This window comes from Pseudomonas cucumis (assembly GCF_030687935.1).
Classification (GTDB): domain Bacteria; phylum Pseudomonadota; class Gammaproteobacteria; order Pseudomonadales; family Pseudomonadaceae; genus Aquipseudomonas; species Aquipseudomonas cucumis.
On the sequence record NZ_CP117454.1, the window covers coordinates 144,139 to 162,806 of the forward strand.

General features: G+C 61.1%; 6 protein-coding genes. 4 read left to right on the forward strand and 2 right to left on the reverse strand.

Annotation, left to right across the window (positions count from 1 at the left end):
• Nucleotides 1-417 precede the first annotated feature (417 nt).
• Nucleotides 418-693, forward strand: a complete 276-nt coding sequence (locus PSH97_RS00670) for a DUF6124 family protein (RefSeq protein ID WP_305447697.1) — start codon at nt 418-420, stop codon at nt 691-693.
• 163 nt (nt 694-856) lie between these two features.
• Here PSH97_RS00670 and PSH97_RS00675 read toward each other — a convergent pair whose 3' ends face one another.
• A complete protein-coding gene (locus PSH97_RS00675) occupies nt 857-1,195 on the reverse strand; it encodes a tryptophan synthase subunit beta (protein WP_305447698.1) in 339 nt (112 codons plus the stop codon).
• A 147-nt stretch (nt 1,196-1,342) separates the two neighbouring features.
• Nucleotides 1,343-13,375, reverse strand: coding sequence for a retention module-containing protein (locus PSH97_RS00680; protein WP_305447699.1), 12,033 nt, complete (start codon nt 13,373-13,375; stop codon nt 1,343-1,345).
• Between the two features lie 358 nt (nt 13,376-13,733).
• Between PSH97_RS00680 and PSH97_RS00685 the strand changes: the two genes are divergently transcribed.
• Genes PSH97_RS00685 through PSH97_RS00695 form a run of 3 tightly spaced genes read left to right on the forward strand, consistent with a single transcriptional unit; the run spans nt 13,734 to nt 18,639 of the window.
• Complete coding sequence (locus PSH97_RS00685) at nt 13,734-15,086, forward strand: TolC family outer membrane protein (RefSeq protein WP_305447700.1); 1,353 nt, start codon at nt 13,734-13,736, stop codon at nt 15,084-15,086.
• A gap of 39 nt (nt 15,087-15,125) precedes the next feature.
• Nucleotides 15,126-17,282 (forward strand): type I secretion system permease/ATPase, encoded by a 2,157-nt coding sequence (locus PSH97_RS00690; RefSeq protein ID WP_305447701.1) that lies wholly within the window; start codon nt 15,126-15,128, stop codon nt 17,280-17,282.
• Nucleotides 17,272-18,639, forward strand: coding sequence for an HlyD family type I secretion periplasmic adaptor subunit (locus PSH97_RS00695; RefSeq protein WP_305424277.1), 1,368 nt, complete (start codon nt 17,272-17,274; stop codon nt 18,637-18,639). Before PSH97_RS00690 ends, PSH97_RS00695 begins: the two co-directional genes overlap by 11 nt.
• The last annotated feature ends 29 nt before the right edge of the window (nt 18,640-18,668 follow it).

Genomic DNA, 18,668 nt, shown 5'->3' on the forward strand with positions numbered 1-18,668 from the left:
ATTTGTGTGGTACCACAATCCTGCATTCACCTCCGCCCCTGTGGGAGCGGGCTTGCCCGCGATGGCGCCCGTGCGGACACCGATTATTCCGATAGCAAAGTCCTAGGAGATTTCCTTCAAGTTGTAGCGGTGTTGGTGAACTTGTTTTGGCAAAAGTCCAAGTCTAGTCTGGCCTTGTCACTGAATAATCGGTGACACGGACGTGCAAGTCCGACCAAACTGTTTAGGTAGCGTGCTGCCATTCCTCTCAATGAGCATTTCGATGCTTACTGCTTTATGGCGGCTGCGCGCAGGAGATCCTCGGATCTGCTGGGTGTCCTAAACAGTCCCGGTCTTGCACACCTGCGCACGGCCGCCACCCTATTCGCGTGCAAGCGAACGGTGACGGCTCCAACTTACTGTTTAGGATGATTTCTTATGTTCAAAGTAACGCCGAATCCGCCCCCCCGGCCCCGCAAAGGCCGCCTCTTCACCGTCTCCCCCGACATTGATACCGAAGCCCTTCTGGCCAACGCCTCCGAAGACCTGCTGTCCATCAGCGCCATCGCCGCCGACCTGGCGGATGATGTGGAAGGCTCACGGCGCTCAGTAGCCCTGGCGCTCAGCCGATTGGCCGATGGCGTGCGGTTGTTGGTGGAGCGGGCGCTGGATCACCTTGACTCGCCGCAAATGAAGCCTCGGGCCGAGGTTTAGCGTGAGGTAGCACAGATGATCGTTCCCACGCTCTGCGTGGGAATGCAGCCCGTGACGCTCCGCGTCACAATGGTGCCAGGCGCAACCGTCGGCGGTGGGGCTGGAACGCGGAGCGTCCCTTGAGGCATTCCCACGCAGAGCGTGGGAACGATCGGCGTCGGGCTTAGATCAACCCCGTCTCATCATCATCGATCAATTGGCTCAACCCGCCCAGCGCTTCACGGGCCTGGTTTCGGTCCATCAGCTTGGCCTGCGCGGCCGGCGGCAGATCGGTAACGCGGATCACGCCTTTTTGGGTCAGCACCTGAATCAAGTCGTCGAGTACCCGGATCATTTCCAGGTCGCTCTGCTTGAGCTGCTTTAGGCTGGTTTCAACCACTTCGTGGGCAAACCAGGCCTGGATTTCATGGTTGTCGGCCGGCAGCGTTTCCGTGGCCTCGGCGTAGGCCGTGGCTTCCACGCGCACTAACTGACCTTGCGCATCGCGTTGCACGTAAAACATTGAGCATCCCTCGGAAATGGACCAGCGTCGTGCTGTCAGCAGCATAGGCCAACGCAGGCGAGTATGCGGTGCGACGACGAAATCGTCACCCGTGAGGTGGACGCAAACATGACGGCCGCCCGGTTTGGACGGCCGTCAGCCTGCTGATCAGCTGTTGTTGTGATCGACCTTGATGGTCGGGTCACTGCCGGCGATCAACGAATTGATGCTGGCGCTGGACCAATTGTTACCTTCCAGTTTGATCGTCACGTCCGGGGTGGCCGCTGCGGCGTCGGCACCGTTGAACTTGCCGCCAGAGCTGACTTGCAGGGACGACACACCATCCACCGTGGTGATCTTCAGGAAGTTGTCGATGGTGCTGCCGGTTTCGCCCTGCAACAGATCACGCAGGTCGATGCGATCGCCTTCGCTGGCCTTGAAGTCCTTGATCACGTCGCTGCCGGTGTCGCCAGCCTTCCAGATGAAGGTGTCGGCACCCGAACCGCCAATCAGAATGTCGTTGCCTTGACCGCCGATCAACGAGTCATTGCCGCTGCCACCCAGCAGAATGTCATTGCCCTTGCCGCCGTCGAGGAGGTCGTTGCCACCCTGGCCGAAGAGAATGTCGTTGCCCGCGCCACCCAGCAGCGTGTCATTACCGTCATGGGCGCCAGACACGTCGAACGCGGTGTAGTGCTCGGTGATGTACTGGTGCACGTTGCTGGTGGTGACTTTGCTGACATCGACGCCGGTTTGCTGGGCCACGAACGCCTGCATGGCCTGATAACCCTCGCCGGCAATGCCATTGAAGCTCACCAGATCGCCGAACAGGAGGTCGTTGCCGTCACCGCCGCTGACCGTGTCGGCACCCGGCATCGTCGCTTCGGTATGGCCGATGATCGAGTTGGCCAGGTCTTTGGGGTCGATGTTGGTTTGTGGCGTTTGATCGGTGTCGTACGGCTTGAGGTCGGTGAGGGTGACATCTTTGTTCAGGCCGATCGCTTCCACCGTCGACACGTTGCTCAGCAACGTGAAGCTGCTGGTGGAGTTGTCGATGGCAGTGGAGTCGGTGCTGTAGCCGGTGCCATCGCGATAGGACAGCTCGTACGTGCCGTTACCCTCGGCATGGAGGGTGCCCAGTTCGTCGCTGTGCCAGCGACCCGACGAGTTTTTGTACGTCTGCAGCGTGACGTTGCCGCCACTGTCGATGGTCAGGTAATGAGTGTTATCCAGGTAGCCGGAATACGTCTGCCCCAACTTGTAATTGGTGGTGGTGATGACGTCATCGAGCTTCACGTTGCCGAACAAGGTCGGGTTGGTCTGCTCGCCGCCCTGGTAGTAGGTCGGCTTGCCGTCGGTGATGAAGTACGTGAGGTTCTTCGCGCCGGTGTTGGCCATCGCGTCGGCACTCTGGAACCAGTTGGCCGTGGTTTTGAACACGTCCTCATAGTTGGTGCCACCGCCGGACGACATCGAATCCAGAACGGATTTGAGCAACGTCAGCGCATTCGGGTCGTTCAGATTCACCGACACCGACTTGTTGACCTGGTTATCGAAGTCCGCCAGGAAGATGTTCACCGTCCCGGAGTTACCGCCCATGCTTTGCTTGAGGGTGTTGAACACCGCGGTCAGCGAAGCCTTGGCGGCGCTGATCGAAGAAGCGCTCATGCTGCCCGAGCTATCGACCATGAATGCGATGTTGTAGTTGGTGCCCGGCACCACGGTCAGCCCGCCGATGTCGGCGACCATGATGTCATTGCCGTCGGTACCGGTGATGGTGTCGTCGGCGGCAGTGGCGGTCACCGCGTTATAAACCGACGGATACACCGTGACCGGGATCTGCGCAGTGCTCGGTGCGGAACCGCCATGGGCTTCAGTGGATGTCGATGTCACAGTCAGGGTGAACTGACCGTTGTAGTACGGCGGCGGAGTAACGGTCAGCGTGCCGAGGTTCCAGCCGGTGACGTTGGCTTCGCCATTGGTGGTGGTGAAGGTATGGCCTGCACCATCGCTGAGCACCGAGCCTTCCGGCATACCGCTGATCTTCACGCTCAGGCTTTCGGAGCCGTCGGTGTCGGTCAGTGCGGTCTTGATCGCGGACAAGTGAACGCTGGTACCTTCGGCGCCTTCGTTGAGTTTGTAGCCGTCGTAGTAGCCTTCGCCATTGGTGCCGTGCAGGTCGGACACTGTCACGCCAGACGCGGCCAGATCCGCCACGCCGGTGTACAGCGGCACGCCGGCACTGCTCAAGTCGACCGCCGCGCCGCCGTTGACCGACAGGTTGACGTCATAGCTGCCCGGGCCGCTCTGGTTGTGGTGGTAGATGTCCAGGGTGTAGTAACCGCTGGTGGTCGGGGTGAACGAACCGTTCAGATTACCGCCCGCACCCCACGTGGTAGCGGCCACGTTTTTACCGCCGATGGTCACCAACAGGCTGTCGTCACCGATACCGCTGAAGGTGTACGTCTTGCCGGCTTCGAGGTAAATCAGCCCAGAGGTTTTAGAGGCGGTGCCGGCGGTGACGCTGCCGTTAGACTGCACGTTGGTCACGGTGCTGCTGGAGTTCGGGGTGCCCGCGCCGTCGATGATCGATTTCAGCGTGCCGGAAGACGCGCCGCTGCCATCGGTGCCGAGGCCCGCCAGGCCGGTCCAGACTTCCTTGATCAGGCCGGTGGACTTGACGCTGTTGTCCGCGACGCTCAGGGATGGCGCGTCCGCAACCGGTGTGATGTCGATTTTCACTGTGCCAGTGTTGCCCAGCAGTTGACCGTCGGTTGGCTGGAACTTGATCTGCGCGTAGTCGGCCTGTTTGTTGCCCACACCGTTGCCACCGTAAGCATCGACGCCCGATTCGTTGGCATCTGGCGTGAAGCGCAATTTGCCGGCGTCGATGTCGGCCTTGCTGAAGGTCTGGTTGGTCGCTACGTCTTTCCAGGTCGCACCGTCCAGGTACTGCAACTTGCCTTCGCCCGGCAGCTGAGTGATTTTCACCCCCAGGTTGGCAGCCGGGCTGTCGACATCGCTGACGCCGAAGGTCGACCAGCCGAGAATCAGCGGGGTGTCTTCGGTGCCGGTGACGTTAACCGGTGCGGCGGTCGGCGCGTCGTTCACGGCCACCACGTTGACGGTAGTGGTTGCGGTGTTGGAGTAGTTGCTGCCATCGGTCACTGTCACGGTGATGATCCGCGGCACGGTGCTCGGATCTTCACTGCTGTTGGTGAAGCTGATGTTTTTGATCTGCTGCATGTAGTCGGCCAGCGTCGCGTTGCCCGACAGCGTCAGGGTGACGGTGCCGTCCTGGCTGTTGGCGTTGATGCTGATGCCATTGACGCTGTTGCCCAGGTTCAGCGCATCGCCCGGCTGACGGTTGGTCAGCACGATGGTGGCGCCGGTCAGCATGGTGCTGTCCGGGTCGGTGATTTTCAGGTCGGTGTCGCCAATCGAGACGCCCTGGCCGGTGGTGCCTTCAGTGAAGGTCACGTTGTAGTTGGCCCCGGTGGCGCCGCTGGAGTTGTTGGCGTCGAGGTCGAGAACCGGCGCGGCATCATTGTCGAGGATCGAGGTGCTGACGCTGCCATTGGTGGTGCTGACCGCGAGGTTTTCGAAGTTACCGCCGGTGGCCGAGTCGATCTTGACCACGAAATTCTCGGTGCCTTCGGTGAGCTTGTCGTCCAGCGTCGCGACGTTGAAGTTCGCGCTGCTGGCACCCGCCGGGATTTTCACGGTGTACACGCCGGTGAAGTCCGAACCGTCGGCGGCGGTGCCGCTGTAGACGATCTTCAGGGTCACTTCGGTCTGTGCCGGGTGAGTCAGGCTGACGGTGTAGCTGGCGGTCTGGCCTTCGGTGACCGAGGTGCTGCCGCTGATGCTGACTTCGGTTTTGTCGATCGTGTCGGTGACCGTCGTGACCGCAGCGGTGTTGCTGGTGACCAGGTTTTCGAAGTTGCCGCCCGTGGCGGTGGAGATGGTCGCCTGGACAGTGCCAGCGTCTTTGTAGACGTCGTCTTTTGGTGCATCGACAGTCACGGTGCCAGTGGTTTTGCCGGCGTCGATGGTGATCACGGCGCCATTGCTCAACGTCACGGTCACCGGAGTGCCGGCGGCGTTGGTCAGGGTCGCGGTGTAAGTGATCTGGCTACCTTCGGCCACCGAGTTGGTCGCGCTCAGGCTGAGGTTGGTGGTGTCGACGGTGTCGGTCACGGTGGTGCTGACCGGCGTTTTATCCGCCACCAGGTTCTCGTAGTTACCGCCGCTGACGCTGGTGATCGAGTTGGTCAGCGGAGCATGACCGGCCAGGGCATCGTTCGGTGCGGTAGTGGTCACGGTACCGGTGGTTTTACCGACTTCGATCGTGATCGTCTGGCCGTTGGCCAAGGACACGGTGACCGGGCTGCCCGTCACCGGTGCACCGACAGTCGCGGTGTAAGTGACCGTGCCACCTTCAGTTGCCGAAGCGGTGGCGTTCAGGGTGACGGTCGAGGTGTCGAGGGTGTCGGTGATGCTGGTTACTGCCGGGGCAGTGCTTGGCACCAGGTTCTCGAAGTTGCCACCGGTGGCGGTGGAGATGGTCGCCTGGACAGTGCCGGCGTCTTTGTAGACGTCGTCTTTTGGTGCATCGACGGTCACGGAGCCAGTGGTTTTGCCGGCATCGATGGTGATCACGGCGCCGTTGCTAAGCGTGACGGTTACGGGTGTGCCGGCGGCGTTGGTCAGGGTGGCGGTGTAAGTGATCTGACTACCTTCGGCGACCGAATCGGATGCGCTCAGGCTGAGAGTGGTGGTGCTTGCGGTGTCAGTCACCGAGGTGTCCGCCGACTTGCCGTCAACTTCCAGCTTCTCGTAGTTGCCGCCCTTGGCATCGTCGATCTTCACGCTCAGCGAACCACCGCCGGCCAGCGCATCGTTCGGTGCAGTGAAGTTGACGCTGGCGCTGCTCGAACCGACCGGGATGGTAATGGTCTGGCCGTTGGAGAGGGTCACGACCACTGGCGAACCGGTGACCGGTGCGCTGACGGACGCGGTGTAAACAACGGTGCCGCCTTCGGCGACGGTGGACGTCGCCGTCAGATTCACGGTTGAAGTGTCGATAGTATCGGTGACGTCGGTAACCGCAGCCGCCGGGTTGGTCGCCAGGTTTTCAAAGTTGCCGCCTGCGGCATCCTTGATCGTGACTTCGACCTGGCCGGCGTCTTTGTAGACGTCGTCTTTTGGTGCATCGACAGTCACGGAGCCGGTAGTTGCGCCGGCCGCGATGGTGATGCTCGCGCCGTTGCTCAACGTGACAGTGACCGGGGTGCCGGCGGCGTTGGTCAAGGTCGCGGTGTAAACGATGGAACCGCCTTCAGCGACCGAATCAGTCGCCGAGAGGCTGAGGGTAGTGGTTTCCGGAGTATCGGTAACCGAGGTGTCCGCCGACTTGCCGTCAATTTCCAGCTTCTCGTAGTTACCGCCCTTGGCATCGTCGATCTTCACGCTCAGCGAACCACCGCCGGCCAGTGCATCGTTTGGCACAGTGAAGTTGACGCTGGCGCTGCTCGAGCCAACCGGGATGGTGATGGTCTGGCCGTTGGACAGGGTGACGATCACTGGCGAGCCGGTGACTGGCGACGTCACGGATGCGGTGTAAACCACGGTACCGCCTTCGGCGACGCTCGAAGTGGCAGTCAGCGAAACGGTGCTGGTGTCGATGGTGTCGTTGACGGTGGTCACCGCAGGCGTGTCGCTGGCGACCAGGTTCTCGAAACCACCACCAGTCGCATCTTTGATGGTTGCTTCGACGGTGCCGGCATCTTTGTAGACATCGTCCTTTGGTGCGTCGACGGTCACGGAGCCGGTAGTTTTACCCGCTTCGATGGTGATCACGGCGCCGTTCGACAGGGTCACGGTGACCGGTGTACCGGCTGCATTGGTCAGGGTTGCCGTGTAGGTGATCTGGCCGCCTTCATCCACGGTGCCGGTCGCGGTCAGCGACAGGTTGGTTGTGTCAGCGGTGTCGGTAACCGAGGTGTCCGCCGATTTGCCGTCAATTTCCAGTTTTTCGTAGTTACCGCCCTTGGCATCGTCGATCTTCACGCTCAGCGAACCACCGCCGGCCAAAGCATCGTTCGGCGCAGTGAAGTTGACGCTGGCGCTGCTCGAGCCGACCGGAATGGTGATGGTCTGGCCGTTGGACAGGGTGACGATCACTGGCGAACCGGTCACCGGTGCCGATACGGACGCGGTGTAAACCACGGTGCCGCCTTCGGCGACGGTGGACGTCGCCGTCAGATTCACGGTCGAGGTGTCGATGGTATCGGTGACGTCGGTAACCGCAGCCGCCGGGTTGGTCGCCAGGTTTTCAAAGTTGCCGCCTGCGGCATCCTTGATCGTGACTTCGACCTGGCCGGCGTCTTTGTAGACGTCGTCTTTTGGTGCATCGACAGTCACGGAGCCGGTGGTTGCACCGGCGGCGATGGTGATGATGGCGCCGTTGCTCAGGGTGACGGTCACTGGCGTGCCGGCGGCATTGGTCAGGGTCGCGGTGTAAACGATGGACCCGCCTTCAGCGACGGAGTCAGTAGCGCTCAGGCTGAGGGTAGTGGTGTCGGACGTGTCAGTGATCGAGGTGTCCGCCGACTTGCCATCGACGTCCAGCTTCTCGTAGTTGCCACCTTTGGCGTCGTCGATCTTGACGCTCAGTGAACCACCGCCGGCCAACGCATCGTTCGGCGCGGTGAAGTTCACGCTGGCGCTGCTCGAGCCGACTGGAATGGTGATGGTCTGGCCGTTGGACAGGGTGACGACCACCGGCGAGCCGGTCACCGGCGCCGATACGGACGCGGTGTAAACCACGGTCCCACCCTCAGCGACAGTAGACGTCGCCGTCAGGTTGACCGTCGAAGTGTCGAGGGTGTCAGTCACCTCGGTGACCGCTGCCGCTGGACTGGTGATCAGGTTTTCAAAGTTGCCGCCTGCGGCGTCTTTGATGGTCGCTTCGACGGTGCCGGCATCTTTGTAGACGTCGTCTTTCGGCGCATCGACGGTCATGGAACCGCTGGTGGCGCCGGCGGCGATGGTGATCACGGCACCGTTGCTCAGGGTGACGGTCACTGGCGTGCCAGCGGCGTTGGTCAGGGTCGCGGTGTAAACAATCGACCCGCCTTCAGCGACCGAGTCAGTAGCCGAGAGGCTGAGGGTGGTGGTGTCAGGAGTATCGGTAACCGAGGTGTCCGTCGACTTGCCGTCAATTTCCAGCTTCTCGTAGTTACCGCCCTTCGCATCGTCGATCTTGACGCTCAGGGAGCTGCCACCGGCCAGCGCATCGTTTGGCGCAACGAAGTTGACAGAACCGCTGCTCGAGCCGACCGGGATGGTAATGGTCTGGCCGTTGGACAGGGTGACAACCACTGGCGAACCGGTGACGGGCGAGGTCACGGACGCGGTGTAAACCACGGTCCCGCCTTCAGCGACACTCGAAGTGGCAGTCAGCGAAACGGTGCTGGAGTCGATGGTGTCATTGACGGTGGTGACCGCCGGGGTATCGCTGGCGACCAGGTTCTCGAAATTGCCGCCGGTCGCACCTTGGATGGTTGCTTCGACGGTGCCGGCGTCTTTGTAGACGTCGTCCTTCGGTGCATCGACGGTCACGAAGCCGGTGGTTTTGCCTGCTTCGATGGTGATCACGGCGCCGTTCGACAGGGTCACGGTGACCGGTGTGCCGGCGGCGTTGGTCAGGGTCGCGGTGTAGGTGATCTGGCCACCCTCATCCACTGCACCGGTCGCAGTCAGCGACAGGTTGGTGGTATCCGCGGTATCAGTCACCGAGGTGTCCGCCGATTTGCCGTCGACTTCCAGCTTCTCGTAATTACCGCCCGTTGCGCCGTCAATCTTGACGCTCAGGGAGCTGCCGCCCGCCAGGGGGCTGTTTGGCGCGACAAAGTTCACGCTGCCGGTGGTTTCGCCGACCGGGATAGTGATGCTCTGGCCGTTGGACAGAGTGACGATCACTGGCGCACCGGTGACGGGTGCGCTGACCGTCGCGGTGTAGACCACGGTTTCGCCTTCGGCGACATTCGCGGTGGCTGTCAGCGAAACGGTGCTGGTGTCGATGGTGTCATTGACGGTGGTCACCGCCGGGGTGTCGCTAGTCACCAGGTTCTCGAAACCACCACCAGTCGCATCTTTGATCGTTGCTTCGACGGTGCCGGCATCTTTGTAGACATCGTCCTTTGGTGCGTCGACGGTCACAGAGCCGGTAGTTTTACCCGCTTCAATGGTGATAACAGCGCCATTGCTCAGCGTCACGGTTAACGGAGTCCCGGCCGCATTGGTCAGGGTCGCCGTGTAGGTGATCTGGCCGCCTTCGTCTACGGCGCCGGTCGCGGTCAGCGACAGGTTGGTGGTGTCCTGGGTATCAGTCACCGAGGTGTCCGCCGACTTGCCATCGACGTCCAGCTTCTCGTAGTTGCCACCCTTGGCATCGTCAATCTTGACGCTCAGCGAGCCGCCACCGGCCAGTGCATCATTTGGCGCAACGAAGTTGACAGAACCGCTGCTCGAGCCAACCGGGATGGTAATGGTCTGGCCATTGGACAGAGTGACAACCACCGGCGAACCGGTGACCGGGGCGCTGACGGACGCGGTGTAAACCACGGTGCCGCCTTCAGCGACGGTAGACGTCGCCGTCAGATTAACCGTCGAAGTGTCGAGGGTGTCAGTCACATCGGTGACCGCAGCCGCCGGGTCCGTCACCAGGTTCTCAAAGTTGCCGCCTAAGGCATCCTTGATGGTTACTTCAACTTGGCCGGCGTCTTTGTAGACATCGTCCTTCGGCGCGTCGACGGTCACGGAGCCGCTGGTGGCGCCGGCCGCGATGGTGATCACGGCTCCGTTGCTCAACGTGACGGTGACTGGAGTCCCGGCGGTGTTGGTCAGGGTGGCGGTGTAAACGATCGAGCCACCTTCAGCCACGGAGTCGGTTGCGCTCAAACTGAGGGTGGTGGTTTCCGGAGTATCAGTCACCGAGGTGTCGGCCGACTTGCCATCGACGTCCAGCTTCTCGTAGTTACCGCCCTTGGCATCGTCGATCTTGACGCTCAGCGAGCCGCCACCGGCCAGTGCATCATTTGGCGCAACGAAGTTGACAGAACCGCTGCTCGACCCGACCGGAATGGTGATGCTCTGGCCGTTGGACAGGGTCACAACGACTGGCGAACCGGTGACGGGCGAGGTCACGGACGCGGTGTAAACCACGGTACCGCCTTCGGCGACGCTCGAAGTGGCAGTCAGCGAAACGGTGCTGGTGTCGATGGTGTCATTGACGGTGGTGACCGCCGGGGTATCGCTGGCAACCAGGTTCTCGAAATTGCCGCCGGTCGCACCTTGGATGGTCGCTTCGACGGTGCCGGCATCTTTGTAGACATCGTCCTTCGGTGCCTCGACGGTCACGGAGCCGGTAGTTTTACCCGCTTCGATGGTGATCACGGCGCCGTTCGACAGCGTCACGGTGACCGGTGTGCCGGCGGCGTTGGTCAGGGTTGCGGTGTAGGTGATCTGGCCACCTTCATCCACTGAACCGCTGGCGGTCAGCGACAGGTTGGTGGTGTCCTGGGTATCAGTCACCGAGGTGTCGGCTGATTTGCCGTCAACTTCCAGCTTCTCGTAATTACCACCCTTGGCATCGTCGATCTTGACGCTCAGAGAGCCGCCGCCAGCGAGGGCATCGTTTGGCGCAACGAAGTTGACAGAACCGCTGCTCGATCCGACCGGAATGGTAATGGTCTGGCCGTTCGACAGGGTCACAACCACCGGCGAACCGGTGACCGGTGATGTCACGGATGCGGTGTAAACCACGGTGCCGCCCTCGACAACGCCCGCGGTAGCCGTCAGCGAAACGGTGCTGGTATCGAGGGTATCAGTCACGTCAGTGACCGCTGCCGCCGGGTCCGTCACCAGGTTCTCAAAGTTGCCGCCAGCGGCGTCCGTGATGGTCACTTCAACCTTGCCGGCATCTTTATAAACATCATCGGCAGGCGCATCGACGCTTACGCTGCCGGTGGTCGCGCCAGCGGCGATGGTGATCACCGCTCCGTTGCTCAGGGTCACAGTGACCGGCGTACCGGCCGGATTGGTCAACGTCGCGGTGTACAGAATCTGACCACCTTCGGCCACTTCGGTGGACGCCGACAGGCTCAGGCCGGTGTCGTCTTTCGAATCGGTAATGGTGGTGAGCGCCGGCTCGGTGCTCGGCGTCAGTTGCTCGAAATTGCCACCGGTGGTGCCGGTGATCGTGGTGCTGACGGTGCTGCCATTGTTGTAGACGTCGTTGGCCGCGGTATCGACCGTCACGCTGCCGGTGGTCTTGCCCGCTTCGATGGTAATGACCGAGCCATTGCTCAAGGTCACGGTCATCGGCGTGCCGGCCGGGTTGGTCAGGGTGGCGGTGTAGGTGATCTGGCCGCCTTCGACGACGGTACCGGTGGCGCTGAGGGTCAGGCTGGTGTTGTCGATCGAGTCGGTGATGGTGGTGACGGCCGGCGTGGTGCTCGGTACGAGGTTCTCGAAGTTGCCGCCGGTAGCGCCAGTGATCGTGGTGCTGACGGTGCTGCCGTTGTTGTAGACGTCATTGGCCGAGGTGTCGACGTTCACGGAACCGGTGGTTTTACCGGCTTCGATGGTAATGGTCGAACCGTTGGACAAGTTGACGGTGACCGGTGTCTGCGCCGGGTTGGTCAGGGTCGCGGTGTAGGTGATCTGGCCACCTTCAGTGACGCTGCCGGTGGCGGTCAGGCTCAGGCCGGTATTGTCGATCGAATCGGTAATAGTGGTGACAGCTGGAGTCGGGTTCGGCACCAGGTTCTCGAAGTTGCCGCCAGTAGTCCCGGTAATCGTGGTGCTGACGTTACTGCCGTTGTTGTAAACGTCGTTGCTCGGCGTCGGAACGTTGACGCTGCCGGTGGTGTTGCCAGCGGCGATGGTGATGGTCGAACCGTTGGACAAGTTGACGGTGACCGGCGTCTGCGCCGGGTTGGTCAGGGTCGCGGTGTAGGTGATCTGACCGCCTTCGGTGACGGTCGAGCCGGCTGTCAGCGTGACGGTGGTGGTGTCAGGCGAATCGGTAATGGTGGTGACAGCCGGCGTCGGGCTCGGCACCAGGTTTTCGAAGTTGCCGCCAGTCGTCCCGGTAATTGTGGTGCTGACGGTACTGCCGTTGTTGTAGACGTCATTGGCCGGTGTCGGAACGTTGACGCTGCCGGTGGTGTTGCCAGCGGCGATGGTGATGGTCGAACCGTTGGACAAGGTGACGGTGACCGGCGTCTGCGCCGGGTTGGTCAATGTCGCGGTGTAGGTGATCTGACCGCCTTCGGTAACGGTCGAGCCCGCTGTCAGTGTGACGGTGGTGGTGTCGACGGTGTCGGTGACCTGGGTCACGGCCGGAACGGTCGGCGGGGTGACCACGATACCGCTGCCGCCCGTGGTGCCGGTGACGGTCACGTTGATCTGGGTCGGATCGTTATAAACAGTGTCGTTCGGTGCCAGCGGGACGTTGACGGTGCCGGTGGTTTGGCCGGCTGCGATCACGATCACCGAGCCGTTGGACAGGGTAATGGTCAGGTCGGTCAGAGGCGCCTGGGTCAGGGTCGCGGTGTAAACCAGCACGCCACCGGCCTCGGTGATGGTCGGCGTGGCGCTCAGGCTCAGGGTCGATTCGCGCAGGGCATTGGTGCTGGTGTCGGCAGTCTGGCCGCCGGTGGTGTCTTGTGTTGCCAACGCGGCAGTGGCGAGGCCTTCAGTCGGGAAGCCGATAGTCGGGTCGACCCGGCCAGCGGTTGCTTCCAGGGCCACGAAACTGTGGCCGCCACCGGCAGCGCCGCCCGAGCTCGCAGCCGTAGGGCCGGCGGCGGTGGCTTCAAGGGCGGTGGTCGGGTCGACGCCGGCGGCGATGGCTTGTTGCAATTCGTCAACCGATGGCGCGGCTTGTGCAGTGGCTTGCGCAAGGTCGGTGCTGGAATCCGGATCGCTGCCGCTCCACTGAGTGTCGCGGCCCAGGTCCAGCGTGCGGCCATCAGCCAGTTCGAGTGTAATGGCACCAGCGGCACCGGTGTCTACCTGATCGCCGACCAACAACCGGTCGCCTTCAACGAGTACGCGGCGGATGCCTTCTGGCGACACCGCGAAAACCTGACCAACAATGCTTTTGACGATGGCAACAACACTGCTCATTGAAGACTCTCCGGGTGTCACGTTCAGTTGACTTCCATGAACCGCTCGGCGTGATAGCCGATCGGGGCTGGACGTACTTTCTAGATATTTGCTGCATAAGTTTGACGCGTAATTCGTCAATAATTTGGCTATATTTTTTCGAAATTAACTTTATGCCAAACTATTGACCTTAAGGGAGCCATCCTAAACAATCGTCCCAGTAATGTCACATTGATATTTAAGCGGCGACCTGTCCTACAGCGTGTGATCCAGTTCCGTTTTTGAACTTTCCGACATACGGTCATTCCGGTTGCCATCATGCGATGCAGCGCCAGGTTCTGCAGTGATTCAAGACAAGAAGTCCCGGGAAATTCCAACTATGCGTTTGCACCTGTTCAAGGTTCTACCCTTCGCCCTTGCCGCCAGCTTTGTTCAGGCGCAAAGCCTCCCGCAGGCCATGCAGCAGGCGCTGGATGTCCATCCGGAAATTCAGGCTGGGGTTAACAGCCGATTGGCCGCGGATTATCAGTTAAAGGCCGCCAAAGGTGGATACCTGCCAAGGGTCGATCTGCTCGGTGGTTATGGTCGCGAAGGCACCGACAGCGTCACCACCCGGGCCGCCGGCAACAACAATCACTGGGAAACGCTGAACCGCAGCGAGTCAAGTTTACGTCTGTCGCAGATGGTTTTTGACGGTTTTGCGACTTCCAGCGAAGTGGGGCGTCAACAAGCCACCGTTAATTCCCGCGCTTATTCCTTGCTGGGCACGTCGGAACGTACCGGGCTGACCGTCGCTCAGGTTTATCTCGATGTATTGACCCGCCGTGAATTCGTGCGCCTGGCCGAAGACAACCTGAAGAACCACGAACGGATTCTTGACCAGATCAAGTTGCGCACCCAACGCGGCGTGGGCAGCGGCGCCGACCTCGATCAGGCTGACGCGCGTATGGCCCAGGCCCGCAACAACCTGATCACTGAACAGACCAACCTGGCCGATGCCGAAACCAACTACCTCAGCGCCGTCGGCCAGATGCCCGATCAACTGGAGCGGCCTGCCGATTTCATGGCGCTGTTGCCGGCCAATCTGAATGAAGCCCGGGCGCAGATGCTGGAAAACAGCCCGATCCTGCGCTCCGCCGAATCCGATATCGCTGCCGCCGAGAAACAGTACGAAGCCGCCAAGTCGAGCTTCTACCCGCGCTTCGATGCCGAACTGGGTCGCAGCGCCGACAATGATCTCGACGGTCAGAATGGTCACAGCAACGAATGGCAGGCCATGTTGCGCATGCGCTTCAATTTGTTCGCCGGTGGCAGCAACAAGGCTGATCTGGAATCCAAGTCCTACCTGTCGAACCAGGCGCTGGATATTCGCAACAACGCCCTGCGCGTGTTGAACGAAGAACTGGGCCTGGCCTGGAACGCCCTGAACAACGCCAACGCCCAAGTGCCGATCGCCCAGCAATATGTCGATCGCAGCGCCAGTGTGCGCAGTGCTTATCAGAAGCAGTTCAGCCTCGGCGAACGCACCTTGCTCGACCTGCTCGACAGTGAAAACGAGCTCTTCAGCGCTTCCCGTCGGCTGGCCGAGATCAAAAACATTCAGTTATTTACTCAGTACCGAATCAAGGCGACCATGGGCGAATTGCTCAAAAGTCAGGGCGTAGTCGCACCGTTGGCATCCGTTGTGCAAAACGACGTGAAACCCAAAGTCCAGTTGCCCGGGATGAATTGAGTCCTTCCCCATTTCAATCGTTAGCCAAGAGTGTCGAGCGTGGAATCAGAAGTCAGTCGAGTTCAACTCATTCATGATCCGCGCGCGCTGCATGACGATCCGTTACTGGACGGCCTGCTAGCCCTTTGCACTTTGCACCAGAAACCGGCCAGCGCCGCGATGCTGACCACCGGCCTGCCGCTGCCCAAACAACGCCTGAGCGTCGAACTGCTGCCCCGCGCGGCCGCTCGCGCCGGGCTGCAGGGGCGGGTGTTGCAACGCAAGCTGGAGCAGATTCCGGCGATTGCCATGCCGGCGCTGTTGCTGCTCAAGGACGGTCGCAGCGCGGTGTTGCTCGGCTGGCACGGTGAAGACCAGGCCCGTCTGCTGCTTAGCGAAAGCGATGGTGGTGAGGTTTGCGTCAGCCGTGAACTGCTCGCCGACGATTACAGCGGCAAAGTCTTCTTCGCCCAACCCCAACACAAATTCGACGTTAACCACGGCCCGCTGATCCCACGTGCGCGTTCGTGGTTTCGCGACACCCTCAAGCGTTCGCGCTGGTTGTACGCCGACGCCATCGCTGCCAGTTTTCTGATCAACATCATTGCCATGGCCGCGCCGCTGTTCGTGATGAATGTCTACGACCGCGTGGTGCCGAACCAGGCCGAGTCGACCCTGTGGGTCCTGGCCATCGGCATCACGGGCGCTTACCTGTTCGACCTGATCCTCAAGAGCCTGCGCAGCCTGTGCCTGGACCTGGCCGGCAAGAAAACCGACCTGATCATCTCCGCGACGCTGTTCGAGCGCATCGTCGGCATGGCCATGAAGTACCGTCCGGCGCGAGTCGGCAGCTTCGCCCAGAACATTCATGAGTTTCAGAGCCTGCGCGACTTCCTTGCGTCGCTGACCCTCACCAGCCTGATCGACCTTCCGTTTACGCTGCTGATCTTCATGGTCATCGCGATCCTCGGTGGGCATCTGGTGTGGATTCCGGTGCTGGCGTTCCCGATTGCGCTACTGATCGGTTATGCCTTGCAGAAGCCGCTGGTGGCGACCATGGAGCGAACCATGGCCCTGGGAGCCGAGCGCCAGTCGAGCCTGATCGAAACCCTTGCCGGCCTCGATGCGGTGAAGGTCAACAACGCCGAAAGCGAACGCCAGTACCAGTGGGAGCAGACCATTGGCACCCTCAGCCGCCTCGAACTGCGGGTGAAAATGCTGTCCGGCCTGGCGATGAACATCACTTTGCTGATTCAGCAACTGGCCGGGGTGATCATGATCGTCTTCGGCGTGTACCAGATCATCGACGGCCACCTGAGCATGGGCGGCTTGATCGCGTGCTACATGCTCAGTGGTCGTGCCCTCAGCCCATTGGCTTCGTTGTCCGGCCTGCTGACCCGCTACCAGCAGGCCCGCGTGACCATGACCTCGGTCGATCAGATGATGGAGCTGCCCCAGGAGCGCAATTTCGACGAGCGCCCGCTGAGCCGAAAAGTGCTGCAAGGCGCCATTGAATGCCGTCAGCTGAGCTTCACTTACCCGGATCAGCAGAACCCCGCGCTGAAGGGCATCAACCTGATCATCAAACCCGGCGAGAAGATCGGCATCATCGGCCGCAGCGGCTCGGGCAAAAGCTCCCTGGCCAAATTGCTCGTGGGCCTCTATCAACCGGACGACGGCGCGTTGCTGGTGGATGGTGTGGATATCCGTCAGATAGACGTCAGCGAATTGCGCCACAACATCGGCTACGTGCCTCAGGACATCCAATTGCTCGCCGGCACGTTGCGCGACAACCTGGTGTCGGGCGCGCGCTATGTCGAAGACGAATTGGTGCTGCAAGCCGCAGAACTGGCCGGCGTTCACGAGTTCGCCCGTCTGCACCCGCAAGGTTATGAGCTGCAAGTCGGTGAACGTGGGCAGAACCTGTCTGGCGGTCAGCGCCAGAACGTAGCCCTGGCCCGAGCGCTGCTGCTCAACCCGCCGATCCTGTTGCTGGACGAACCGACCAGCGCCATGGACAACACCGGCGAAGAACGCCTCAAGCAACGCCTCGCTGCGGTGGTGGAAAACAAGACCGTGGTGCTGGTGACGCACCGGGCTTCGCTGTTGTCGCTGGTGGATCGTCTGCTGGTGATCGACCGTGGGCAGATACTCGCCGATGGCCCGAAAGCCGCCGTGATGGAAGCGTTGAAGAAGGGGCAGATCAGTGTTGCTTAAGTCCGGGGTCAAAGATTCCATCCGCCGTTACTTCAAAGGCTCCGCATCGCTGCAAGGCCAGCCTCTTCCCGAGGTCAACAAAGCGCTGATCGAAGACGCTCCGCGCGTGGTGCGATTGACGATCTGGGCGATCATCGGCTTCTTCGTGTTCCTGATGCTCTGGGCCAACTTCGCGGTCATCGATGAAGTCACCAAGGGCGACGGCAAGGCGATTCCATCGTCGAAGATCCAGAAAATCCAGAACCTTGAGGGCGGCATCGTCTCCGAGTTGTTCGTCACCGAAGGGCAAATCGTCGAGGCCGGCGCGCCGCTGATTCGTCTGGACGACACGCGGTTCGCCTCCAACGTCGGTGAAACCGAGGCCGATCGGCTGTCGATGCTGCTGCGTGTGGAGCGCTTGAGCGCCGAGGTCGATGACCGTCCGCTGAACTTCCCCGCCGACGTGCTCAAGGCTGTTCCCACCCAGGCCGCCAGCGAAGAGTCGCTGTACATCAGCCGTCGGCAGCAACTGCACGATGAAATCGGTGGCTTGCAGGAGCAATTGATCCAGCGTCAGCAAGAGCTGCGCGAGTTCACCTCCAAACAGTCTCAGTATCGCAGCGCGTTGTCGCTGCAGCGTCAGGAAATCAACATGTCCGAGCCGTTGGTGGCTCAGGGCGCGGTGTCACCGGTGGAGGTTTTGCGACTCAAGCGTGCCGAGGTCGAAACCCGCGGCCAACTGGACGCCACCACCCTGGCGATTCCTCGCGCCGAATCGGCGATCAAGGAAGTGCAGCGCAAGATCGATGAGACGCGCGGCAAGTTCCGCAGCGAAGCCCTGACCCAACTCAACGAAGCACGCACCGATCTGAACAAGGCCCAAGCCACTGGCAAGGCCCTGGAAGACCGGGTCAGCCGGACGTTGGTGACATCGCCCGTGCGCGGCATCGTCAACAAGTTGCTGGTGAACACCATTGGTGGCGTAATCCAGCCGGGCAGCGATCTGGTGGAGATCGTGCCACTGGATGACACCTTGCTGGTAGAAGCCAAAATTCGTCCGCAAGACATCGCGTTCCTGCATCCGGGGCAAGACGCCACGGTGAAGTTCACGGCTTACGACTACACCATTTACGGTGGGCTGAAGGCCAAGCTGGAACAGATCGGTGCCGACACCATCACCGACGAAGACAAGAAGACTACGTACTACATCATCAAACTGCGCACCGAGCGCAGTCACCTGGGGACGGATGAAAAACCGTTGCTGATCATTCCGGGGATGGTGGCGTCGGTGGACATCATTACCGGCAAGAAGACCGTGCTCAGTTATTTGCTCAAGCCGATTATCCGGGCTCGGGCCGAGGCGTTGCACGAGAGGTAGTTTTTGGTGCGGTTGAGGGCCTCTTCGCG

Bases quoted from the DNA above. Each gene is read 5' to 3' on its own strand.
- PSH97_RS00675 (WP_305447698.1), bottom strand. From the start codon at position 1,195: ATGTTTTACGTGCAACGCGATGCGCAAGGTCAGTTAGTGCGCGTGGAA.
- PSH97_RS00680 (WP_305447699.1), bottom strand. From the start codon at position 13,375: ATGAGCAGTGTTGTTGCCATCGTCAAAAGCATTGTTGGTCAGGTTTTC.
- PSH97_RS00670 (WP_305447697.1), top strand. From the start codon at position 418: ATGTTCAAAGTAACGCCGAATCCGCCCCCCCGGCCCCGCAAAGGCCGC.
- PSH97_RS00685 (WP_305447700.1), top strand. From the start codon at position 13,734: ATGCGTTTGCACCTGTTCAAGGTTCTACCCTTCGCCCTTGCCGCCAGC.